The 23,362-nt window shown below is 41.7% G+C and carries 28 protein-coding genes; 23 read left to right on the top strand and 5 right to left on the bottom strand.

The features are described from left to right. Nucleotides 1-86: 86 nt before the first annotated feature. The 7 genes from QNN06_RS26220 (at nucleotide 87) to QNN06_RS26190 (ending at nucleotide 5,463) form a co-directional block, all read left to right on the top strand. Nucleotides 87-623, top strand: a complete 537-nt coding sequence (locus QNN06_RS26220) for a peptidylprolyl isomerase (RefSeq protein WP_481819272.1) — start codon at nucleotides 87-89, stop codon at nucleotides 621-623. A gap of 81 nt (nucleotides 624-704) precedes the next feature. Then, nucleotides 705-914 (top strand): hypothetical protein, encoded by a 210-nt coding sequence (locus QNN06_RS26215; protein WP_217032069.1) that lies wholly within the window; start codon nucleotides 705-707, stop codon nucleotides 912-914. A gap of 98 nt (nucleotides 915-1,012) precedes the next feature. Next, entirely contained in the window at nucleotides 1,013-1,567 is a 555-nt protein-coding gene (locus tag QNN06_RS26210; protein WP_213117873.1) for a superoxide dismutase family protein, read from the top strand. Between the two features lie 160 nt (nucleotides 1,568-1,727). Continuing rightward, nucleotides 1,728-2,033, top strand: a complete 306-nt coding sequence (locus tag QNN06_RS26205; protein ID WP_284036244.1) for a spore coat protein — start codon at nucleotides 1,728-1,730, stop codon at nucleotides 2,031-2,033. Nucleotides 2,034-2,247: 214 nt separating this feature from the next. Beyond that, complete coding sequence (locus QNN06_RS26200; RefSeq protein WP_481819271.1) at nucleotides 2,248-3,450, top strand: alanyl-tRNA editing protein; 1,203 nt, start codon at nucleotides 2,248-2,250, stop codon at nucleotides 3,448-3,450. Nucleotides 3,451-3,599: 149 nt separating this feature from the next. Continuing rightward, nucleotides 3,600-5,012, top strand: coding sequence for an NADP-dependent phosphogluconate dehydrogenase (gndA, locus tag QNN06_RS26195; protein ID WP_284036242.1), 1,413 nt, complete (start codon nucleotides 3,600-3,602; stop codon nucleotides 5,010-5,012). A 73-nt stretch (nucleotides 5,013-5,085) separates the two neighbouring features. Next, complete coding sequence (locus QNN06_RS26190; protein WP_213117877.1) at nucleotides 5,086-5,463, top strand: PH domain-containing protein; 378 nt, start codon at nucleotides 5,086-5,088, stop codon at nucleotides 5,461-5,463. A 46-nt stretch (nucleotides 5,464-5,509) separates the two neighbouring features. Here QNN06_RS26190 and QNN06_RS26185 read toward each other — a convergent pair whose 3' ends face one another. Next, nucleotides 5,510-6,673, bottom strand: coding sequence for a MalY/PatB family protein (locus tag QNN06_RS26185; RefSeq protein ID WP_284036241.1), 1,164 nt, complete (start codon nucleotides 6,671-6,673; stop codon nucleotides 5,510-5,512). A gap of 92 nt (nucleotides 6,674-6,765) precedes the next feature. Here QNN06_RS26185 and QNN06_RS26180 point away from each other — a divergent pair, with 92 nt between their 5' ends. Then, on the top strand, nucleotides 6,766-7,029 hold the full coding sequence (locus QNN06_RS26180) for a DUF1871 family protein (protein ID WP_213117879.1): 264 nt from the start codon (nucleotides 6,766-6,768) through the stop codon (nucleotides 7,027-7,029). Nucleotides 7,030-7,167: 138 nt separating this feature from the next. Here the strand turns inward: QNN06_RS26180 and QNN06_RS26175 are convergent, their stop codons facing one another. Beyond that, entirely contained in the window at nucleotides 7,168-7,389 is a 222-nt protein-coding gene (locus QNN06_RS26175; RefSeq protein WP_217032064.1) for a helix-turn-helix domain-containing protein, read from the bottom strand. Between the two features lie 229 nt (nucleotides 7,390-7,618). Here QNN06_RS26175 and yugI point away from each other — a divergent pair, with 229 nt between their 5' ends. From yugI to QNN06_RS26125, 10 genes are all read left to right on the top strand, one after another. Further along, the gene (gene yugI, locus QNN06_RS26170; protein WP_217032063.1) at nucleotides 7,619-8,020 is read left to right on the top strand and encodes a S1 domain-containing post-transcriptional regulator GSP13; all 402 of its coding nucleotides are present in this window, start codon (nucleotides 7,619-7,621) and stop codon (nucleotides 8,018-8,020) included. 182 nt (nucleotides 8,021-8,202) lie between these two features. Next, nucleotides 8,203-9,402 carry an ornithine--oxo-acid transaminase gene (locus QNN06_RS26165; protein WP_213117882.1) on the top strand — a complete coding sequence of 400 codons (1,200 nt, stop codon included), beginning with the start codon at nucleotides 8,203-8,205 and terminating at the stop codon, nucleotides 9,400-9,402. Nucleotides 9,403-9,481: 79 nt separating this feature from the next. Continuing rightward, entirely contained in the window at nucleotides 9,482-10,753 is a 1,272-nt protein-coding gene (locus QNN06_RS26160; RefSeq protein ID WP_284036240.1) for a Glu/Leu/Phe/Val family dehydrogenase, read from the top strand. Between the two features lie 123 nt (nucleotides 10,754-10,876). Then, the gene (locus QNN06_RS26155) at nucleotides 10,877-12,040 is read left to right on the top strand and encodes an iron-containing alcohol dehydrogenase (protein ID WP_213117884.1); all 1,164 of its coding nucleotides are present in this window, start codon (nucleotides 10,877-10,879) and stop codon (nucleotides 12,038-12,040) included. Nucleotides 12,041-12,236: 196 nt separating this feature from the next. Next, complete coding sequence (locus QNN06_RS26150; RefSeq protein WP_284036239.1) at nucleotides 12,237-13,586, top strand: glucose-6-phosphate isomerase; 1,350 nt, start codon at nucleotides 12,237-12,239, stop codon at nucleotides 13,584-13,586. Between the two features lie 99 nt (nucleotides 13,587-13,685). Continuing rightward, a complete protein-coding gene (locus QNN06_RS26145; RefSeq protein ID WP_213117886.1) occupies nucleotides 13,686-14,093 on the top strand; it encodes a YugN-like family protein in 408 nt (135 codons plus the stop codon). 184 nt (nucleotides 14,094-14,277) lie between these two features. Continuing rightward, entirely contained in the window at nucleotides 14,278-14,442 is a 165-nt protein-coding gene (locus QNN06_RS26140; RefSeq protein WP_254124320.1) for an aspartyl-phosphate phosphatase Spo0E family protein, read from the top strand. Nucleotides 14,443-14,565: 123 nt separating this feature from the next. After that, nucleotides 14,566-16,236 carry a DUF6044 family protein gene (locus QNN06_RS26135; protein WP_481819270.1) on the top strand — a complete coding sequence of 557 codons (1,671 nt, stop codon included), beginning with the start codon at nucleotides 14,566-14,568 and terminating at the stop codon, nucleotides 16,234-16,236. An 18-nt stretch (nucleotides 16,237-16,254) separates the two neighbouring features. Further along, a complete protein-coding gene (locus QNN06_RS26130; protein WP_213117888.1) occupies nucleotides 16,255-17,274 on the top strand; it encodes a glycosyltransferase in 1,020 nt (339 codons plus the stop codon). Nucleotides 17,275-17,365: 91 nt separating this feature from the next. Further along, entirely contained in the window at nucleotides 17,366-17,989 is a 624-nt protein-coding gene (locus QNN06_RS26125; RefSeq protein ID WP_213117889.1) for a LysE family transporter, read from the top strand. Nucleotides 17,990-18,032: 43 nt separating this feature from the next. Here the strand turns inward: QNN06_RS26125 and QNN06_RS26120 are convergent, their stop codons facing one another. Then, nucleotides 18,033-19,397 (bottom strand): amino acid permease, encoded by a 1,365-nt coding sequence (locus QNN06_RS26120; protein ID WP_213117890.1) that lies wholly within the window; start codon nucleotides 19,395-19,397, stop codon nucleotides 18,033-18,035. Between the two features lie 33 nt (nucleotides 19,398-19,430). Continuing rightward, nucleotides 19,431-19,592, bottom strand: a complete 162-nt coding sequence (locus QNN06_RS26115) for a hypothetical protein (protein WP_284036238.1) — start codon at nucleotides 19,590-19,592, stop codon at nucleotides 19,431-19,433. Nucleotides 19,593-19,823: 231 nt separating this feature from the next. Here QNN06_RS26115 and QNN06_RS26110 point away from each other — a divergent pair, with 231 nt between their 5' ends. Next, on the top strand, nucleotides 19,824-20,582 hold the full coding sequence (locus QNN06_RS26110; RefSeq protein WP_217032051.1) for a TraR/DksA C4-type zinc finger protein: 759 nt from the start codon (nucleotides 19,824-19,826) through the stop codon (nucleotides 20,580-20,582). A gap of 62 nt (nucleotides 20,583-20,644) precedes the next feature. Here QNN06_RS26110 and QNN06_RS26105 read toward each other — a convergent pair whose 3' ends face one another. Continuing rightward, on the bottom strand, nucleotides 20,645-20,854 hold the full coding sequence (locus QNN06_RS26105) for a YozQ family protein (RefSeq protein ID WP_213117893.1): 210 nt from the start codon (nucleotides 20,852-20,854) through the stop codon (nucleotides 20,645-20,647). Nucleotides 20,855-20,993: 139 nt separating this feature from the next. Between QNN06_RS26105 and QNN06_RS26100 the strand changes: the two genes are divergently transcribed. From QNN06_RS26100 to QNN06_RS26085, 4 genes are all read left to right on the top strand, one after another. Continuing rightward, nucleotides 20,994-21,131, top strand: a complete 138-nt coding sequence (locus tag QNN06_RS26100; protein ID WP_284036237.1) for a hypothetical protein — start codon at nucleotides 20,994-20,996, stop codon at nucleotides 21,129-21,131. 34 nt (nucleotides 21,132-21,165) lie between these two features. Then, nucleotides 21,166-22,056, top strand: a complete 891-nt coding sequence (locus tag QNN06_RS26095) for a cation diffusion facilitator family transporter (RefSeq protein WP_213117895.1) — start codon at nucleotides 21,166-21,168, stop codon at nucleotides 22,054-22,056. A 129-nt stretch (nucleotides 22,057-22,185) separates the two neighbouring features. After that, on the top strand, nucleotides 22,186-22,311 hold the full coding sequence (locus tag QNN06_RS26090; RefSeq protein ID WP_284036236.1) for a hypothetical protein: 126 nt from the start codon (nucleotides 22,186-22,188) through the stop codon (nucleotides 22,309-22,311). An 18-nt stretch (nucleotides 22,312-22,329) separates the two neighbouring features. Further along, nucleotides 22,330-23,268, top strand: a complete 939-nt coding sequence (locus tag QNN06_RS26085; RefSeq protein WP_213117896.1) for a magnesium transporter CorA family protein — start codon at nucleotides 22,330-22,332, stop codon at nucleotides 23,266-23,268. Nucleotides 23,269-23,362 lie beyond the last annotated feature (94 nt).

The following is a 23,362-nucleotide window of genomic DNA, read 5'->3' as shown; positions in this document are numbered from 1 at the left end:
TGCAGAAGAAAGGAGAGCAGCAAGTGGGAAATACAGTTTATCCACAGCTTACAACAGAGGTGGCTGAGAATGAACAGCTTGTGGAGATGGAAACTTCAATGGGGAATATCAAAATCAAATTATTTCCAGAGTACGCTCCAAAAGCAGTAGAAAATTTTGTGAAACATAGCGAGGATGGTTATTATGACGGCCTAATTTTTCACAGAGTCATTAAGGATTTCATGATCCAAGGCGGGGACCCGAACGGGAATGGTACAGGCGGCCAAAGTATTTGGGGCAAGCCGTTTGAAGATGAGTTCTCGAAAAACCTGTTTAATTTGCGCGGGGCGTTGTCAATGGCAAACGCAGGTGCCAATACGAACGGAAGTCAGTTCTTTATCGTTCAAAGCACCAAGCTTGACCCATCCATGAAGTCGCAATTGGAAAAGGCAGGATATCCAAAAGAAATTATCGAGGCATATGCTGAGAATGGCGGGACTCCATGGCTTGACTTCCGGCACACTGTTTTTGGCCAAGTAGTCGAGGGAATGGATATTGTTGACAAAATTACTGACATAAAGGTTGATGCAAAGGACAAGCCGGAAACAGATGTTGTGATTAAGCATATCAAGGTCCTAAAATAGGAGAATAAAAAATTGGTCTGAAACATCATTTATTGTATAATTAGGCTTTAGACACAGGTCTCTGTAGAAAGGGAGATTAATATGTTTCAGCCATTTATTCTATCCTTGTTTTTATACTTCCCGGAAGATAAATCAGAATATATCCCGGCTGTCATCAGCTTTGCGATTTTCTTTGTGGCAGCCATTCTTACGTTTCGCTTTATCATAAAAATTTCAAAGCGGGAAGCCCTGAAGGCAAAAGAATTAGAGAAACAGCTTGAACAAAATAATACTTCACAAAAGAACAGCTAAAAAGGGCTGTTCTTTTTCTTTTTGGCACAGCGGGAATAGGACAATATTCGATTGTTCATACTAATCGCAAATTGTCTATTGTGGGGGGATCTATAAATATGAAAAAACTTTGCCTGTTCATTCCGCTCCTGTTTCTGTCGGGATGTATGGAAAAGACGATTACAAAGGTGAATGTAGATATGCATAATGCTTCAGGAGATTCGCTGGGAACGCTTGAATTGGCTGAGCAGTCAAGCGGGGTGAAATTGACTGGAAGCCTAAAGGGCCTGACGCCGGGTGTACATGCCATTCATATCCATGAAAAAGGCACATGCAAAGCACCCGATTTTAAATCGGCAGGGAACCATTTTAATCCGGAAAGCAAAGAACATGGCCTCCTTCATCCAAAAGGTGCCCATGCCGGCGATTTGCCGAATTTAATTGTTGAGGATGACGGATCTGCGAAAGTCGACCTGATGGCCCCGAATGCAACGTTAAAGGATGGGAAGAAATCCTTGTTCACAAAGGAAGGTACTTCCATTGTTGTCACTGAGAAAAAAGATGATGGTATGACGCAGCCGGCAGGTAATTCAGGAAAAAGAGTGGCCTGCGGGGAGGTTTCCAATAATAAACAGAAACCGGGCCAAAAGAAAGCTCAGGATGAAAAACGATAACAATGGTTGTAATGTCCATTGCTCCTAAAACTAAAAGATGCAAATCGGGGCTGTCATCATCCAATGAAGGAAGCCCTTTTTTCAAAGAATAGGTATCTATCTACGCTTATCCCACTAGTTGTACATACACTACCATGAAATAGTTTAGGAGGGATAAAGGATGAGCAAAAGACAAATGGGCGGATTTCCAGGGCAGTTTGGACAAATGGGGTCCCCGCAAATGACAGGATTTCCACAAATGGGCGGTGTTCCACAGCAAGGATTCCCACAAATGGGCGGCTATCCACAAATGGGCGGTTTTCCACAGCAATACCCGCATATGATGGGCGGTTACCATGGCTATCCACAAATGGGCGGTTACCACGGCTATCCACAAATGGGCGGTTTTCCACAGCAAGGATTCCCGCAAATGGGCGGTTTTCCACAGATGACCACTCCTACTGGCCCAAGAACAGAAAAAAAATAATCCCTCAATGAAATTAATACGACTTTAATCAATTTTACCTGTTCCTTTCGCGGGAGCAGGTTTTTCTCTGGCTAATAGGAAAGTATAAATTCAACTACGCCTCATGAACCGTCCTATCGGACTCGCCAATCGGCGAGTTTTCATTTAACTTGATTAATTGATTATTTTTTTCCACAATGGGTATAGTGAAATACTTCGGAGGCGAGCATTTATGATGGAAAATAAATTGTACTATACTGACTCGTACATAAAATCCTTTACAGCGGAAGTTGTAAAGCAGGATCAGGATTCTTCAGGCAATTGGTTCGTGGTGTTATCGCAGACTTCCTTTTACCCGACCGGCGGCGGGCAGCCATTTGATACAGGCTTGATAGAAGGAGTCAAAGTGGTTAATGTGGAGGAAGTCGATGGTGAAATTCGCCATTACCTTGAGATCCCATTACCCTCGGAGAAAAAAGAGGTATGCGGGAAACTTGATTGGGAGCGGCGGTTTGACCATATGCAGCAGCATGCCGGCCAACATATATTGTCCGCGGCGTTTGAGCATTTATTTGAGTATAAAACTGTTGGTTTTCACCTAGGTAATGAAACCGTCACGATTGACTTGGATACTGAACAATTAACCGAAATAGAAGCAGAAAAAGCCGAGGAACTGGCCAATCAAATTATTTTAGAAAATAGACCGATTGAAACAAAATGGGTGACCGAGAAGGAATTATCTCAATATCCTTTACGAAAAGAGACTAAGGTTAAGGAAAATATCCGCCTCGTCATCATTCCGGATTTTGATTATAACGGCTGCGGCGGGACGCATCCGAAAGGAACAGGTGAGATAAGGGCAATTAGGATTTTAGATTGGGAAAGACAGAAGAAAAAGGTCCGCCTTCAATTTGTCTGTGGTGAACGTGTCCTGAATCAGTTTTCTCAGAAACAAAAGGTGCTGGTTGGCTTAACAAAACTTCTTAATACACCAGAACTAGAGATGGAACAAGCAGCCATTCGGCTTATCGAAGGTAGGAAGGTACTGGAGAAGGAACTGGAGCAGCAGCAAGAGCTCCTACTAAAATATGAAGTGAAAGAGCTTCTGGGCAAGTCCTCATCCGCTGGTGTTATTGGTAAAGTATTTCAAAACCGTTCGATTCAGGAACTGCAAAAGCTGGCAAGGCTTGTGACTGGCGAAAATGCTGCAACGGTGGTTGTGCTGGCAGCAGAAAATGAAGACCGGCTCCAGTTAGTATGTGCTAGGGGTGCGTCCCGAACCGAAAAGATGAATAAGTTGATTCAAAGCGGACTGGAACTCATTAACGGCAAAGGCGGGGGCAATGACTCCTTTGCCCAAGGCGGCGGTACCCCGCACGTTTCAAGCGAAGTGCTTTTGCAGCATATACTAGATTCACTAAAAGTGGCATCAACATAAACGTAAAAAAAATTGGATGAACATCCCTTCCCAGTGAATACTAAAATTGAATTTTCTAAATTAGTGTATTAGAGTTGTTCGAAATATTTTTTCGTTTATAATAAAAAATGGTGAAATATTTTTTAAACATCTTGAAGGGATGATTTAGATTGTCTAAACAACAAGTGGGTGTTGTAGGAGTCGGAGTGATGGGGAGAAGTTTGGCATTGAATTTTGAAAGCAAAGGTTTCTCCGTGTCCATCTACGACCTATCTGCCGAGAAAGTAAACGAAATATTAGAGCAGCATAAAGATAAAAACATTACCGGGACCACAAACATCGGGAAATTTATCCAATCGCTGGAAACACCCCGGAAGATTTTGTTGATGGTGAATGCCGGTGTGATTACGGATAAGGCAATTGAATCACTCGTTCCACATTTGGAGCAAGGAGATATCCTTATTGATGGTGGGAACAGCTACTATCAGGATACGATTCGCAGGAATGCGGCGCTTGCGGACAAAGGGATTCTTTTCATTGGTGCTGGAGTTTCAGGAGGAGAAGAAGGGGCATTAACGGGTCCTTCCATCATGCCGAGCGGCCAAAAAGAAGCATACGAGCACGTCGGTCCGCTGCTTACAGCAATTTCTGCACAGGTAGATGGTGAGCCATGCTGTACATACATAGGACCAGATGGAGCGGGACACTTTGTCAAAATGGTACACAATGGCATCGAGTATGGGGATATCCAGCTTATTTGTGAAACTTACCATCTTATGAAATCAATGCTGGGCTTATCCGCAAAAGAACTTCATGAAGTTTTTCACGAATGGAACCGAGGTGAGCTAGACAGCTACCTGATTGAAATTACTGCGGATATTTTTACAAAAATCGACACTGATACCGGCAAGCCTTTAGTTGACGTCATTCTTGATACGGCCGGACAAAAGGGAACGGGAAAATGGACCAGTCAAAGTGCGCTTGAATTAGGTGTGCCATTATCAACGATTACCGAATCTGTCTTTGCACGGTTTATCTCAGCTATGAAGGATGAACGTTTGAAAGCAAGCAAAATTTTGAGTGGGCCGCGCGACAATAAGTTTATTGGAAACAAGCAGGATTTTATTGAGCATATCAGAAAAACTTTATATTTTAGTAAAATCATTTCCTACGCACAAGGATTCAGTCAATATCAATCAGCCTCCAAGGAGTATAAATGGGACCTGAAGCCAGGTGAAATTGCAAAAATTTTCCGGGGAGGCTGCATTATTCGAGCGGCATTTCTGCAAAATATCATGGATGCTTATGACCGCGATCCGCATTTGGAAAATTTATTGTTGGATTCTTATTTTCAGTCGATTACCGCTGATTATCAAGAGTCTGCTAGGGAAGTGGTGGCAACTGCCGTAAAAATAGGAATTCCAGTTCCAGGCTTGTCAAGTGCCGTTGCCTACTATGATAGCTACCGTTCAGCAGTATTGCCTGCCAACCTGCTGCAGGCGCAAAGGGATTATTTTGGAGCCCACACCTATCAGCGAGTCGATAAGGAAGGGACCTTCCATACCGAATGGCTGGAAATCTAGAAAAACTCACAGTATCTCTGTGAGTTTTCTAGTATACTTAAATGAGAAAAGTTGGAAGAATGGAGGAGTATTGATGGGATTTTTGGATGGCTTAATGGGTAATGCTTCGGAAGTAAATGTTGCGGAAATTCAAAGGGAATTTGCAAAGGTGCTGGCGCCGAATGAACAAATTGAGAAGGCGTATAAGCTGATTCGCGATTTGTTCCTCTTTACAAACAAGCGCTTGATTTTAGTGGACAAGCAAGGTTTAACAGGAAAGAAAGTCGAGTATCATTCGATTCCTTATAAGAGTATTACTCATTTTAGCATTGAAACGGCCGGGAATTTCGATTTGGATGCAGAACTAAAAATTTGGGTTTCCGGCAGTGCCCTGCCACTGCAAAAACAATTTAACAAAAATTTAAATATCTATGAACTGCAAAGCGTACTGGCTGAATATGTATTAAAATAAAAAAATCCTGACCCCTGCTGATTTACGTGTGGGGTCAGGATTTCTTTTATTCAAATGCTTTTTTCAGCCGCTTCAATCCTTCGATTAAATCATCCATGGGGCAGGCGATGTTCATGCGGACGAAGCCTTCGCCGCCTGGCCCGTATTTTGGGCCGGGCTCGAGCGCCAGTTTTCCTTTTTGGAGGAGGCGCTGCCGAAGTTCCTTATCGCTAAGTCCAAGCTTTCGGCAATCCAGCCAAAGCAGATAGGTTCCTTCCGAGTCGATGCAAGTAATTTCAGGCAGATGCTCCTTAAGATAGGAAATTGCGAAATCTTTATTTTTCTGAAGATAATCAAGCAAATCCTCGAGCCAAGCCTCGCCCTCACGATAGGCAGCCTCCATCCCGGTGATGCCAAAAGTATTCAGTGAAAAGGACCCCTGTCGCCTCATCGTTTCCAGGAATTGAGTACGCAAGGTTTCATTTTTGATTACGACAGCGGAAGCGTGCAGACCAGCAAGATTGAAAGTTTTGCTGGGGGCAATAAAAGTAATCACCTTTTCAGCTATTTCCTCATTTAGTGACGCAATCGGAATATGCTTATGCTTTTTATAGACGAGATCGGAATGTATTTCATCAGAAAGAATCAGGCAGTTATACTTTAAACAGAGTTCAGCAATTTTCTCCAGCTCTTCCTTGATCCAAACTCTTCCTCCAGGGTTATGCGGACTGCACAGCAAAAAGAGCTTGCAGCCTTGCTTTAAAGCATTTTCAAAGGCGGTAAAGTCAATCCTGTACTTATCTTCGTCAAGAATAAGCGGAGCATTGATAATCTTTCGATTGTTTTTTTCTATCATATCGAAAAAAGGTGTATACACTGGTGATTGGAGCAGTACATGATCGCCCTCTTCGGTAAACGTTTGGATAGCCGTGCTGATTGCCTGTACCACGCCGCCGCAATACAGAAGCCAATTTGGCTCAATACTCCACTGATGTCTTTTCAAAAGCCATTCTGCTATCGCTTGAGATGTGGAGGGAGGTACAAATGTATAGCCGAAAATACCGTGCTCTACCCGCTCCTTTATTGCCGTGATGACAGCCTGTGGCGGCTTGAAATCCATATCTGCAACCCACATCGGCCACAGGTCCTCTTCTCCAAAAAGATGCTTTGTTGCCTCCCATTTAACTGAGGAGGTATTCCTCCGGTCAATTCTTTCATTAAATATTGACATCTTTGTCCCACCACCCGAAATATTTTTATAGTGCCTATCTCTTATGATAAAATATTTTAAGCAAAATGGAAAAATAATAGGAGATTTTTACGATGAGAAAAGAGATTCAAACAAATTTGAAAATCGTTGATTTATTGAATGAATGGAACCCATTTCAGTTGACAAACGCTAGTTATGAAACAGAGATCGCGGATGTGATTCAGGCTGTCCATGAATTAGATGATCCTGCCAAGCTGGCAAGGAGAATCCAAAGCATATATGAATTTTCTTTTGAGAGAATCATTCCGTTGGAGAACTGCTTGAAAATGGCGGAAGAACTTTTAACCATTAAATCCAATGATTCATGTTCGATCTAACAAAAAAAGCGGACCAACTGTTAGGCGGTCCGCTCAAAAAGGGGGGAATACTAGAAAGCTTATGTTATCATAATTTCCACATTTTCCCCAATATATACTTCAAAAAATAAAAAAAGCGGAAATTTCCGCTTTTTTTCGTCATTCATTAACAGATGGTTCTTTATGGTTTTTTAAAAGCTCTGCAGCCGGAATATCGAGAACAGTAGATAGTTTTAAAATCGTTTGAGAGCTTGGAATTTGTTCCCCTGACTCATAATTCTCAATCGTTTGAATCCCTACTCTAACCTTTTGTGCCAGTTCCTCCTGGGTCATGTGGCGTCTTTCACGGGCCTCTTTAATAATATGACCGATTGAATTCATACTGTTCACCCCTATTTTTGGATAGTTTGCTGTCTATTATTATATCATGGTAACTATTCTTTTTTTTAATCTCATTGCAAAATAATGTTACGATATTCTGACAATTTGAAAATATTGAAGAATTTGTTTATTTTTTGGAAATTAGTTTTTGATTATGACTAGCTGATGTGGTATAATTTTATAATGCGTATAAAAGGGATATATAATTTATTTACTTAGGAGTGTTTTCATGTCAGGAAAAATTGAAACCGGTAGTATTATAACAGGTAAAGTAACAGGTATTCAACCATATGGGGCATTTGTTGCTTTGGACGGAAATACACAGGGTCTTGTTCATATTTCTGAAATCACGCACGGATATGTGAAGGATATAAACGACCATTTAAAAGTAGGCGACGAAATAAAGGTTAAAGTTTTGTCGGTAGATGAAGGGGCTGGAAAAATTGGCCTTTCCATCAAAGCTACAGAAGAAGCACCTGTTCAACAAGCGGCACGCCCTAAAAAGCCGCGTAAGCGCCAGGCTGCTGCTGCCATTATCCAAGAAGGCGATGGACAGCAAGGATTCAACACATTAAAAGAAAAGCTCCAGGAATGGATTGACCAATCTCAACGAGAAGAAATTAAAAAATAGTATTTTTAAAGCCTAGACTCAGCATATAACGGGTCTAGGCTTTATTTTTTCTGTTAACCGTCGCTATTGATTCCGTTAAAGAAGATTATAAAAATTTTTGTGAACAAATTCATTCTTTTATTGTGCTGGGCTACAATAAAGATGTATGTAACTAAAATTGCCTGAAAACGGAGGATTAATAAATGCCTGCAAATATAAATTCGCAAGAAATTATTAAAAAAACCGAGAAGTATGGAGCACATAATTATCATCCCCTGCCAATCGTGATTCATAAGGCTGAAGGAGTTTGGGTGGAAGACCCGGAAGGCAATAAATTTATGGATATGCTTAGCGCTTATTCAGCGGTCAATCAAGGCCACCGCCACCCCAAAATTATTCAAGCGTTAAAGGAACAGGCGGATAGGGTAACGCTGACTTCCCGTGCTTTCCATAACGATCAGCTTGGACCTTGGTACGAAAAAATTTGTAAAATGACAAACAAAGAAATGGCTCTCCCAATGAATACTGGTGCTGAAGCAGTGGAAACCGCTGTAAAAGCAGCAAGGCGCTGGGGCTATGATGTCAAAAAGATTCCTGATACTCAAGCTGAAATCATCGGCTGCGTTGGAAACTTCCATGGCAGAACGATGCTGGCAGTTTCTTTGTCTTCTGACGACGAATACAAACGTGGTTTTGGCCCAATGCTTCCGGGGATTAAACTAGTTCCATACGGCGATATTGAGGCTTTAAAGTCGGCGATTACACCTAACACTGCTGCTTTCTTAATTGAACCAATCCAAGGTGAAGCGGGTATTATTATTCCTCCTGAAGGATATATCAAGGCAGCATATGACCTTTGCAAGGAAAATAATGTTCTGTTCATTGCCGACGAAATTCAAGCAGGTCTGGCACGGACAGGAAAAATGTTTGCCTGTGAATGGGAAGGCATTGAACCGGATATGTATATACTCGGAAAAGCACTTGGCGGAGGTGTATTCCCAATCTCCTGTGTTGTAGCCAATAACGAGATTTTAGGAGTCTTCAATCCGGGCTCACACGGATCGACTTTTGGCGGGAATCCGATGGCATGCGCAGTATCAATCGCAGCACTCGACGTTCTTCAAGAAGAGAAACTAGCGGAAAAGTCATTGGAGCTAGGAGAATATTTCGTTAAGAAACTAAGGGAAATCCAGAATCCAAAAATTAAGGAAATTCGCGGGCGCGGCCTGTTTATTGGTATGGAACTCTCTGAACCTGCTAGAAAATATTGTGAGCAATTAAAAGACGAGGGTCTATTGTGTAAAGAAACCCATGACAACGTCATTCGCTTTGCACCACCACTGGTCATTACAAAAGAAGAACTCGACTGGGCAATTGAACGAATTCAAAAAATATTAGGATAACGACATCATGCATGAAAGCAGTGGGGCTTTACCCCCCGCTGATCATATGGGGACTTTTTGATATAGTAGGGGTGCAGTTATGGGGAATACGGTTGGAGATGGAAAAGAAAAAGAAACATTAAGCCTGCTTACATCTACACAAATGGTCTTTCGAGAAGTATTAGATAAACTAGGGTTTAAATCGGAGATGTTTGATTTGCTGTCTGAGCCAATGAAGTCGCTCATTGTAAGAATTCCAGTGAGGATGGATGATGGATCGACAAAAATTTTCACAGGCTACCGAGCCCAGCATAATGATGCCCTTGGGCCAACAATTGGGGGAATTCGGTTTCATCCCCGCGTTTGTGAAGATGATATAAAGGCATTGGCAATTTGGATGAGTCTAAAATGCGGGATTGCAGGTCTCCCCTTCGGAGGAGGAAAAGGGGGAGTCCTTTGTAACCCAAGAACCATGTCAATGGGAGAACTTGAACGGTTAAGCCGTGGTTATGTGCGGGCAATCAGCCAAATTGTCGGGCCGACCAAAGATATTCCGGCCCCGGATATTTACACGAATGCCCAAATTATGGCATGGATGCTTGATGAATACAGCAAGCTTAAACAGTATGGTTCATCTGCATTCATTACTGGGAAGCCGCTCGTGCTCGGGGGTTCAGAAGGCCGTGATATAGCCGGAGCATTGGGGGCAGCGATCTGCATTGAAGAAGCAGCCGAAAAGCAGGGGATAAGACTTAAGGGAGCCCGGGTCATCATTCAAGGGTTCGACAATGCCGGCGGTTTTATTGCCAAGTTTCTGCATGAAGCAGGAGCAGATATAATCGGCATTTCGGATGTATATGGTGCCCTATATGAACCGGACGGCTTAAATATAGAGTACCTTCTTAAACGACGTGACAGCTTTGGCACGATATCAACTCTTTTTGACGGTGTCATCACAAATGAAGAACTACTAGAGCAGGACTGTGATATATTGATTCCTGCTGCTGTCTCCAATCAAATTACGGCCCAAAATGCACATGCCATAAAAGCAAGGATTGTGGCTGAAGTGGCAAACGGCCCAACGACCATTAAGGCAACCAGAATCCTTACTGAGCGCGGCATTTTTCTGGTGCCCGATGTTTTAACTGGGGCCGGGGGTGTAATTGTATCTTATTTTGAATGGGTTCAAAATAAACAAGGATACTATTGGGGCAGAGAAGAAATCTTAGATAAACTGCGAGAAAAGATTGTCCAATCGTTTAACACGGTCTATGACTTGTCGCAAAGCCGAAATATTAATATGCGTTTGGCTGCCTGTATGACGGGGATCCAAAAAATGGCCGAGGCATCTCTTTATAGAGGATGGGTTTAATGAAGAAAGGAATGCCCGCCTGCTGGCGGGTATTTCGTTTGTCTCCAGGGATATGCTGGGCGCCAATTTTGCAAAAAAACTTAATATCCATAATAATAAAAATGGAAGGGAGTGTTCAAAAAAATGGATAATTTTATTTTTCAAAATCCAACCAAATTAATTTTTGGGAAAGATCAGCTTCAACAGCTAAAAGTAGAAGTTCCGCGCTATGGGAAAAAGGTCCTGCTTGTTTATGGGGGCGGAAGCATCAAGCGTACTGGTCTATATGACAAGGTCGTGACAATTCTAAATGAGATTGGGGCAGAGGTATTTGAACTTCCTGGAGTAGAACCCAACCCACGTATAACAACGGCCCGAAAAGGGGTAGAAATCTGCAAAACAGAAGGAATAGACTTCATTTTGGCAGTAGGCGGCGGAAGTGTAATTGATTGCAGCAAATTAATTGCTGCCGGAGCGAAATATGACGGCGATGCCTGGGATATAGTCATTAAAAAAGCATTTGCTAAGGAAGCGCTTCCGTTCGGCACCGTGCTGACACTGGCTGCAACCGGTTCGGAAATGAATGCGGGTTCCGTCATTACAAATTGGGAAACAAATGAAAAATACGGCTGGGGAAGTGCGGTAACATTTCCGAAATTCTCTATTCTTGATCCAGTTCATACTTATTCCGTTCCAAAAAATCAAACCATTTACGGAATTGTTGACATGATGTCCCACGTTCTTGAACATTATTTCCATCTTACTGAGGAAACGGATTTTCAGGACCGCATGTGCGAATCTCTGTTGATTACAGTTATGGAAACAGCACCAAAATTGCTGGAAGACCTCGAGAATTATGATCACCGGGCAACCATTCTTTATTGCGGTACCATGGCCTTAAACGGTATTTTAAATATGGGCTACCGCGGCGATTGGGCAACCCATAATTTAGAGCACGCAGTGTCGGCAGTTTATGACATTCCGCATGGCGGCGGCCTTGCGATTCTTTTCCCGCATTGGATGGAGCACAATCTCAAAGTCAAGCCTGAGCGTTTCAAGCAGCTTGCCGAACGGGTTCTTGGCGTTAATTCTGAAGGGAAAAGCGCTGAGGAAGCAGGCCTTGAAGGTATTCGTAAGCTGCGGGAGTACTGGAATAGCATCGGTGCCCCTGCTCGTTTAGCTGATTATGACATCGATGAAAGCAAGCTTGACTTGATGGCAGACCGTGCCATGGCCAACGGGGAATTTGGCAACTTTACAAAATTGAATAGAGAAGATTGCTTGGCGATTTATCGTGCAGCATTATAAGAAGAGTGGCTCGGGCTTACTGCCCGGGCCTTTTTCTGCGGGCAAAACGCAAAAATAAAAGCAAAAGACGAAAAATGTCCAATTTTGTAAAAAAATCATCAAAATTGGGTACGCTTACAACAGGGGGCTTTCCTTGCTAATCCACCCCTTATTCGATAAAGTGATTTATGAAATATAAAATAATGGAGGATCATGCATGACACATGTTCGTTTTGATTACTCAAAAGCTCTCTCCTTCTTTGGAGAACATGAACTTACATACTTAAGGGATGCCGTTAAAGTGGCCCACCATTCCCTTCATGAAAAAACCGGAGCTGGCAGTGACTTTTTAGGGTGGATTGACCTACCAACTAACTATGACAAAGAGGAATTTGCCCGGATCCAAAAAGCAGCTGAAAAAATCAAGACAGATTCCGATGTTCTCCTTGTTATCGGGATTGGCGGCTCTTATTTAGGAGCAAGAGCTGCAGTTGAAATGCTTCAGCACAGCTTTTACAATGCCCTGCCAAAAGATAAGCGGAAGACCCCGCAAATTATTTTTACCGGCAATAATATCAGCTCTTCTTATATGCGGGATATTATGGACCTTCTTGAAAATAAGGATTTCTCGATTAACGTGATCTCCAAATCCGGAACAACCACAGAGCCAGCGATTGCTTTCCGTATTTTCCGTAAACTACTCGAAGAAAAATACGGTGTGGATGAAGCACGCAAACGAATTTATGCGACAACCGATAAAGCGAGAGGAGCTTTGAAAACACTTTCGAACGAAGAAGGCTATGAAACCTTTGTCATTCCTGATGATGTCGGTGGCCGCTATTCAGTGTTAACAGCTGTGGGCTTGCTGCCAATCGCTGCGAGCGGAGCGGATATTGTGAAAATGATGGATGGCGCTGCCAAAGCTGAGGAGGACTATAGCCATTCAGAGCTTGAGGACAACCAGGCTTATCAATATGCAGCCGTCAGAAACATTCTTTATAATAAAGGTAAGTCCATTGAAATGCTGATAAATTATGAGCCAGGGCTGCAATATTTCTCAGAATGGTGGAAGCAGTTGTTCGGAGAAAGTGAAGGAAAAGACCAAAAGGGCATCTATCCATCATCGGCTAATTTTTCAACGGATCTTCATTCCCTTGGTCAATATGTGCAGGAAGGGCGCCGTGACCTATTTGAAACCATCATCAAGGTAGAAAATCCTCGTCATGAGCTGACTATTGAGAAATTTGATAACGACCTTGATGGACTTAATTATTTAGCAGGTCAAACTGTTGATTTCGTTAATAACAAGGCATTTGAAGGAACCATGCTTGCCCATACCGATGGAGGCGTTCCAAATTTAATTGTGTCGATTCCGGCAATGGATGAGTATACATTTGGCTATCTTGTCTATTTCTTTGAAAAGGCATGCGCCATGAGCGGTTACCTGCTTGGCGTCAACCCATTTGATCAGCCTGGTGTGGAAGCCTATAAAGTGAATATGTTTGCTCTTTTAGGCAAGCCTGGATTTGAAGAGAAAAAGGCAGAGTTGGAAAAACGTTTAAAATAATAATTAAAGTATAGAGTGCTGATAAAATTCGGCACTCTTTTTTATGAATTTATTAGCAAAGGGAATACTAACCTTAATGTCTAAAAGGGGTGATATGTTTTGAAGGAATTGCCGTCTAAAGTTGAAGGAAAACAGTTTGATTTGTATAAGCTTGAACAAAAATTAAAACCTATCGGCTATTCTATTGGCGGGAATTGGGATTATGACCATGGTTCCTTTGATTACAAAATAGATGATCAAGATGGCTATCAATTTTTAAGGCTGCCATTTACAGCGGTTGATGGCAACCTCGATAGAAATGGCTGCACGGTTGAACTTGGCAGGCCGTTTCTGCTCTCCCACCAATATGAGGAAGGAATTGATGAACAAGGAACTTCCGGCACATTTTCCGGTTCCTTTAATCAGTTTCAAGAGCCGACCGATAAAGATGCCAGTCTTTCAGATCATGCCTTGAACGCTGGGGAATCACTTGTAGCGGAACTGGAATCATTATTGCTATCAGATTAGGTTGATTCGCTTAATGAGGAGAAGAGGAGCACAATTGCCTCTCTCCTTATTCATAAGAATTTACATTCACAAAATCTTCACAAAATAAACTATTTTCTTTGCATTAAGGTACTTGTATATATCTAGGAAAACTTGTAAATTATGTTTAATACTATTGTTATATTATGAAATTGAGGGTTGGAGCATGATGATGAGGGAGAATTCTTTGTTATCCATTATTGAAAAAACGAGACAGGAAATGATTGAATTAGCGCATCTTTATGGGTACTCCAATCCAAATGTAGTCCAATGCAGTCAGCAACTGGACCAACTTTTAAATACATATGACAGGAAAAGTGTAAAACATTAATACAAAAAAGCCTTCCATTTGCCGGAAGGTTTTTTTTATGGAATAATTTCCAGCCAAAATGCAAAGTTTAAAAAGGAAAATTGAACTAATTACAACCATGTTTTTGAGGTGCAAAAAGTGATGATGGAAACAAAAAAAGAGCAAAGATATATCATCTTTGCCTTGCTTGTTTTAGCAGTCTATCTTTCTCCGTTATTTATTCTGCAGGAAAATGCCCATATTCGGGTTCACGATAATTTGGACTCCAACATCGCCTGGTATAAGGTCTTGGCAAGGAGCGGCGAAATATTCGGCGGTGTTGAGGGGGCAGTTCCGCAAATTATTAATGGGCTCCTTTCGAGGAATGCCTTTGGAACGGAGTACAGTGTCATTGTTTGGCTACATTCATTGCTGCCAACGATGACGGCCTATGCATTAAGTCAGGCATTAACGAGAGTCACGGCATTTTTCGGGATGTATTTGCTGTTAAAAAATCATTTTCTTCCTGATGGACGCTGGCTTCTATTAAACATTTCCGCAGCCCTGGCCTTTGCGATGACGCCGTTCTGGCCATCTGGGATGTTAAGTACATTAGGCATGCCGCTGGCCTTGTGGGCGTTTTTAAATATCCGCAGCGGTGAAGGGTCTTTAAAGGATTATGCGGTGTTAACCTTCCTGCCTTTTTACGCCAGCATCGTATTGGGATTTTTCTTTTTTTTAAGTGCGATGGGGGTTTTTTGGCTAGTAGATTGTCTTCGTAAAAAGGGCTGGAACCTTCGCTTCTTGTTTGCGATTGTTTATATGACATTTGTTTTTGCAATTGTTGAGTATCGTTTAGTCTATTCTTTTTTATTTAAAGGAGAACCGAATAGCCGCGACGAATATTTCCATGCGCAACTGCCCTTTTGGCGTGCTGTCCGGCTCACCTTTAAAAATTATCTACTGGGACACACCCATGTAATGACGGTTCATACTTTAATCATCCTGCCAGCTACTTTTTTCGCCTTTTATTTTATTGTTTCAAAAAAGCTGTGGAGGCAGGAAAGAATCTTTGTTTTTTTATTTGCCCTAAATTTCTTCTTGTCGTTATGGTATGCGTTCTGGTTTTATGAGGGCTGGCTGCCTTTGACAAAAAAATTCCACTTTATGGATACCTTTAATTTCGCCCGTTATCATTTTTTACGGCCGATGGTGATCTATGCAAGCTTTGCGTTAGCCCTTAAAATCATCACCATGCAGGGAGTCAATTGGGCGAAAACAGCCCAGTGTTTAGCGATAATGCAGCTTCTGGTGCTGGGACTATTCAATGATGAAATCATTTACCGCGACAAACCGACAGTGAAGCAGTTTTATGCCGAGGATTTATTCGCGGAAATTAAAGATTATATTGCGCTGCCCCAGGAGGAGTATCGGGTCGCAAGTATTGGCATCCATCCGGCAATCGCCCAGTTTAATGGGTTTTACACACTTGATACCTATAATAATTTTTATCCATTAAGCTACAAACATCAATTTAGGAAAATAATTGAAAAGGAATTGGCTAAAAATAAAACCATTCAAAAGTATTTCGACCAATGGGGCGGGCGCTGCTATATTTATACGGCACAGCTTGGAAAGAGATATATGATAAAAAAAGATTCCAAGCGGCATCTAAAAAACTTGGAATTAAACACGGCTGTTTTTAAGGAAATGGGCGGGCGTTATATTTTTTCAGCTATCCCGATCGATAATGCTGCTAAAAATCAGCTGACACTTGAAAAGGTGTTTGTCACCAAAACGTCTGCCTGGAAAATTTACTTGTATAAGACATTTTAACATCGGGGGTATTAGCAGATGATGGAACCAATCCTTACTATTGTTGTACCGTGCTATAACGAGGAGGAAGTTTTGCCGGAAACAATGGTGAAGCTTCAGCAGCAACTTGAGGAGCTGATTGCCGATTCGCTTGTTTCAAAGCAAAGCAAGCTTTTGTTTGTAGATGACGGAAGTAAGGATCAAACATGGGAACTGATTTATAAAGAGGGGCTGCGAAATAAATATGTCCGCGGCTTAAAATTGGCCCGCAATGTCGGTCACCAAAACGCACTTGTTGCTGGGCTCCATGCGGCCAAAGATTTTTCTGATTGCGTCATTTCGATTGATGCGGACCTTCAAGATGACATTCGAGCCATCCGCGAATTTGTTATGAAATTTAATGAAGGCAGCGAGATCGTCTACGGTGTACGAAAAGGCCGAGAAACGGACACATTTTTTAAGCGAAGCACGGCCCAAGGCTTTTATAAAATGATGAGAAAATTAGGTGTTGACCTTGTTTATAACCATGCTGATTTCAGGCTGATGAGTAAACGGGCCCTACATGAATTGGAGCGTTTTAAAGAGGTGAATTTATTCCTGAGAGGAATCGTGCCGCTTCTCGGGTTTCACACGGATGTGGTGTATTATGACAGGCTCGAAAGGCAGGCAGGAGAGACTAAATATCCGTTAAAAAAAATGCTGGCATTTGCCTTTGATGGGATTACCTCCTTTTCTGTTTCGCCGATCCGCTTTGTGCTGGTAATTGGCTTTGTTTCTTTTCTGATGAGTATAATCTTTGGCGGCTATTTCTTGACTCTAAAATTTTTAGGCAATACCGAAACAGGCTGGACTTCGCTGATTACCTCCATCTGGTTAATTGGCGGGCTGCAGTTAATTGCGATTGGTCTAATCGGGGAATATATCGGAAAAATATATAAGGAAACGAAGCAGCGCCCTAAATACATTGTTGATATCGATACGTTAAATCTGCCGATTCCCCGGCGTCATTTACTGAACACCACCAATGATGAAGAACTATTTCCTGTAAACCTAAAATAAGAGGAGGGCCTACCCTCTTTTTTTTTGTCGTACAACCTCCCTCCCTTGAATACATATGTTATAGACAGGCTTTTTGGGGGGAGAAGATCAAATGAATGTATTTTTAAGTTATATTTTACTAGGGCTATCACTGGCTGCTCCCATTGGTCCGATTAATGCAGCGCAAATTGACAGGGGAATCCGGAGCGGTTTTATGCACTCATGGCTGATTGGAGTAGGTGCGGTAGTTGCCGATGGCGTATATATGCTGGTCGTTTACATAGGAGTAGTAAAGTTCCTCGATACCGAGTTTATGCAGACCTTTCTGTGGCTTTTTGGCTTTTTTGTGCTCATTTATACGGGGGTGGAAACGATCCTTAATGTTGGGAAAATCCATATGAATCATTATCGTGGAAAGGAGCCACTTTTAAAATCCTTTTTTACCGGTTTTTTTATGTCAATCTCCAATCCTTTAACGATTCTATTTTGGTTGGGAATTTACGGCTCTGTTCTTGCGAAAACGGCCGCTTCTTATGATGCGGGGAGGCTTGTATTGTACAGCAGCGCCATTTTTATTGGGCTGTTGATTTGGGACATTATGATGGCGAGTGTGGCCAGCAGCTTTCGAAATTTTTTAACATCAAGGCTTCTTGTGGTAATTTCGATACTTTCAGGTCTATCTTTAATAGCGTTCGGCATGTATTTTGGTTTTCAGGCGATAAGTATTTTATTTTAATCACTTTAGGGAAAAGGCGGCATTTTGCCGCCTTTTTGACGGATTAAGCTGTCGGCCATGGTTTAAGGATGGTTTTCTTTTTGTTCTTCTCACTTCTTTTCCATTTCACTCTCATGATTAAGGTAATTGCACCGATCACTCCAACAAAAGCAATGCTGATGAAGAAACCAGGTCTGCTTGAGGTATGGAATAAGGTGCCGCTTACCGCAATTAAAATCAACAGGATTCCAAGAAAATATTTTATTTTATCTTTAGCAGTTATTTTAAGAATTTTTCTTGGTGAAGCAAGAATAAACATCCAATTATAAAGCAGCATCAATCCGGCTGCAGTCGTTATATATTCATAGATTCGATTTGGCATCAGTAATGCTGACAAGACAGATGCAGTAATGCCGATCATTGTAAGAATTAGTGTAGGCAGCGGAATCTTTAGCTTTCCTTCCTTTGCAAAGCTTGCCGGAGCATCCCCTTCTTTTGCAAGGGTAACTAAAACACTGGTAACTCCATAAAGTGAAGCAGCCATGGTGGAAAAGCCGGCAATTATTAAAGCACCGTTAAAGATATGCGGCACAAACGAAAGGTTGTAAGCATCCAATGCAATAACAAACGGGCTTTCCTTGGCGTTGAATTGCTGCCAATTGACCATGGTGACGGCAATCCCTATCGATAGGGCATAGATGACCATTAGGGAAAAGAGCATAACCCTGCCGGCCTTTGGAGCTTCCTTAGGGTCTTTTAATTTAGTTGCCATTAAACCTAGAATTTCAATGCCACCAAAGGCATAATAGGCAAAAATAACAGCAGACCACAGTCCTTTCATTCCGCCCGGAAAGAAATCCTTTTTGCTGTTAGGATACTGAATCGGACGGTCACCATCAATCACGCCAAATATGGCCAACAGGGCAATAATGATAAACATTAAAATGGCTGCCACCTTTAAGACAGCAAGAACATTTTCCAGCTTATTTAAAATGCCCACACCAATAAGAATGACGGCCAATCCGAGGATGGCGTAAACGGCAGCAAATACCCAGAGGGGAATGTTTGGGAACCAGAATCGCGAAAAAATAGATAGAGCGGTCATTTGGCTCCCCATAATCAAAACTTCTGAACACCAATATACCCAGCCGCTGCTAAACCCAGCCCATCTGCCGTAAGCCTTTTTGGCATAAGACCGAAAGCCGCCCTCAAGCGGCTCTTTGGCGGTCATTTTTGATAGGGCATCAAATACTAAATAGGTGCCAAGCGCAGCGATTAAATAGGCAATTAAAATGGACGGTCCCGCCATCTTAATTGCCAAGCTCGAGCCCAGGAAAAAACCTGTCCCGATTGTACAGCCAATCCCAAACAAGGAAAGCTGCCACCAGCGCAAAGTAGTTTCCTTTGAGCCAGACGTTGACTTACCCATATAATATCTCCTTTTATACTGATTTGGCCCCGGCTATACGTTGCGCCCAGTGGCACCTGGTGATTTGTCAGTAATGCTTTGGTTATTATAGTCTTCATCATTCAGGCCAGGCATTTGTCTTCTATCCGACCCTAAATACTCTCCCTGGTGTTTTTCTTGCGCCTTTTTAAACTTATCAAAGTCTTCATTTACCAAATTAATCCCTCTTTTCTAATGCTCAAATATATTTCTTAAGATATACTCTTGCTTGTTTCTTATTCAATCTTCAAAGGATGTTCAGTTTGTTTTTTTATGGAATTAAATTTTTATTACATAAACCGCCGCGAAACAAATGAAACTAAAGAGGAACTAGACAAAACTGGACACATCAGGCATGATATAGATTTTTTATAACAAACGCTTTTCTAATGAAAGGGGTAGATTTGGATGTTATCGACAGAAAAGCTGGCTGGTTTGCGCTTGCAATTATTAGAGGAAAAGAGTGAGCTGGAGGCACATTTGGAGCAAAATGACCACTTAGGTTTAGAAAGAGGCCATGCTCATGAATCAACGGGCGAATTGTCCTCCTACGACAATCATCCGGCTGATGAAGCAACGGAGCTATATGAGCGGGAAAAAGATAATGCTTTACTGGAACATTATAAATTAGAGCTCTACAATGTTAACAAGGCTTTAGAGGCGATGGAAAATGGGACATACGGTAAATGTGAAGTATGCGATAAGGAGATTCCGCTTGAGCGTTTGGAAGCATTGCCGAACACTACGTACTGCATTGAGCATAGCCCGGATCAGGTGACCTCTCATAAACGTCCTGTCGAAGAAGGTGTCCTCATGCCTCCATTTGGTAAATTTGATATGGATGAAAAGGACGAGAGCGTTGCCTTTGATGCGGAGGATTCCTGGCAGACTGTTGCACAATGGGGAACGTCGGACACGCCATCCGACCTGGCCTTCCCGCAGGATAATTATCAGGACGTGTATGTTGAGGCAGATGAAAATATCGGCTATGTCGAGGATTATGAAAATTTTGTCGGCAATGATATGTATGGAAAAAATATCACCGTTTATCCGAATCCACAGCATGAAAAATATGAGGACTCACTTGATGAAGAAGGGATCATGACAAGTTTCGGGGATTTACCGGCTTACGAACATGACCCGTATGTGGATCGGGACGATAGATAGCAAAGGACCTGATTCTTAAAAAAAGAAAACAGCTTTCAAACGAGAGCTGTTTTCTCTGATATTTACTCTGATTTATTGTTATTATTCAGCGGAATGTCTGCACCGTCTTCATTTTCGACGACGGCACCGATTTCACCCTCAGCATAGACATCGCTAACCTGCTCATGTGTCGTGGCAAAACCGGAGGAAAGTGGATCGCTATTTTGATAATAACTGGCATGAAAGAAGCTGCCCGCCACTTCAGTTCCTTTTTTTGGGTCTTTTTTCACCATGTATCTCTCTCCTTTTTGTTATAATTGTCTAGCTGCAGCGCCTGATCAAGGCGCATTCGCTTTTCGTGTTACATCTGTATTGTTTCTTTTTATTTTAGTCTTACTCCTATAAAATAAATCCATGGAAGGGGCACTATATATGAAGAAGAGAACTGAATTTCCATCGCAGGAACAATTGGATCAGGCATTTCACTTTTTGCATGATGAAATTAACAGAATCGCGGTAATCGAAGAAATCGAAATGATTAAAAAAGAAAAAGACGTGCATGAAGAGTAGAGGGAGCAGCTTGGGATTGTTTTAGGGGGTTGTTATGGGATCAAGAGAAGCTTTGGCAAAAAAAATTGCCTGGATAAGTGTAATAAGTAATATTATCCTTACTTTAGGAAAAATGATAATAGGCTGGTATGGCCATAGTGATGCCGTATTTGCCGATGGAATCCATTCAGCTGCCGATGTTTTTGCATCCGTTATTGTTCTGCTGGTCATCAAAATTGCCAATAAACCTGCCGATGAGGAGCACCCATATGGACATGGGAAAGCAGAGGTCATTGTTTCAGGAATTGTGGGTATTTTATTGTTACTTGTGTCTATTTATCTTGTATACGAAGGGATTACAGGTTTCTTCAAGGAAGTCGAATCACCGAGCCTTTTGGCGATGTGGGTGGCGGTATTTTCTTACGTTGCAAAAGTGGTTTTATATAGAAGTTCCATGAACGTGGCCAAACAGAATAATTCAAAAGCGATTGAAGCAATTGCGTTTGATCACAAAGCCGATATTGTTGCTTCGCTTGCGGCTGCCATTGGTGTTCTGCTGTCCATCATCGGTGAACGCTTTTCGATTCATCTCCTGCAGTACGGTGATAAGGTAGCAAGTATTTTTGTCGCCTATCTCATTTTTAAAATTGCCAAAGAAATGTTAACTGAAGCATTCGATATTTTACTGGAGCGGAATATTAACAATGAAACCATTCAAGAATATATTGCTATTATCCATGAATTTTCCGATGTGAGGAGGATTGACCGAATTAGGGCTAGAGAACTCGGTCATTACATTTTGGTTGATTTACGGATTTCCATTGACCATTATAAAACCATTAAGGAAGGGCATGATCTTGCCAGATCCATCAAGGTAAAGCTGATGGATCAGCATGACAATATCGAAGAAGTGCTTATTCATTTAAACCCTTATTTTCCGGAATAAAAATAATTTACCAAAAAAAACTGATTTGTACTTTCGGAAATTTGGGTTTATGATAGGATTGGTATAGGGTGCTGCATCTTGCGGTACCCTTAAAAAATAAAGATAACTACAGAGAAGGAGTTGATATTTTTGAGTTATTCCATAGACCCGGACCCTGAAAGGAGCGGGGAAGTCAATGTGTTTTTTGAATTGATGAAATTGGCTGCTGCAAGAATATCAACTCTAAAAAAAGGCGGTTGGCTTCCTCAAAAATGAGAGTGAGGAGGTTTTGGCATGTTGGAAATTTTTAAAAGCACTGAAACAAGAATGTTAGAAAAGGTGGATGCCATTTCAAAGGGCTGCTGGGTAAATATGTACGCCCCGACAGCAGAAGAAATAGCCAAAGTTTCAAATGACGCACAGGTCGACATCGACATTATCAAAGACGCGCTGGACGATGAAGAGCGCCCAAGGATTGAGCGTGACGATGGCAGAATCTACATTATCGTCGACTTTCCTTATATCGTCCATGATGAATCAGGTCTTGCCGTTTACGAGACAATCCCAATCGGCATTATTCTGACCGATGATAATATTATTACCGTTTCTTTGAAGGATTCTCCAATTATTGATGAATTCCGGAAAAACAGGGTAAAGGAATTTTACACCTTCAAAAAAACACGTTTTGCCCTGCAGATATTATTTGTCATTTCATCTTATTATCTTCGATATTTAAAGCAAATCAATAAGAAAACCAATGAGATTGAGCGGGTTGTTCATCAATCCTTGAAAAATAAAGAACTTTACGCATTTCTTGCGTTGGAAAAAAGCTTGGTTTATTTCACTACTTCTCTAAAGTCAAACAAGGTCGTTATGGATAAAATTTTGCGCTTTAATTATTTGAAAATGTATGAGGAAGATAAGGATTTATTAGAAGACGTGATTATTGAAAAAACGCAGGCGATTGAGATGGCGGAAACCTATCATTCTATCTTATCGGGAATGATGAATGCATTTGCTTCAATTATTTCAAATAACCTGAACATCGTTATGAAGTTTTTAACATCCATCACTATTATTCTCGCACTGCCGACGATGGTGGCGAGTTTTTACGGGATGAACGTAGAGCTTCCATTCGAGAAAAACACCTATGCATTTGCAATTCCATTGATCCTCTCGGCATGTTTAGCCTGTTTAACGGCCTATATTTTTTGGAAAAAGAAATATTTTTAAAAGACAAAACCGCCCCTTGGAAGATGGGCGGTTTTATGTTGTAAGAGCTAACTGTTAATAAGACTGTAATTTTTTACTGTTAATTTTTTAAAAA

It is taken from the genome of Neobacillus sp. 114 (assembly GCF_030127045.1).
Classification (GTDB): Bacteria; Bacillota; Bacilli; order Bacillales; family Cytobacillaceae; genus Neobacillus; species Neobacillus rhizophilus.
The sequence above is the reverse complement of the archived record's forward strand: the minus strand, read 5'-3'. Positions and strand labels throughout refer to the sequence as shown.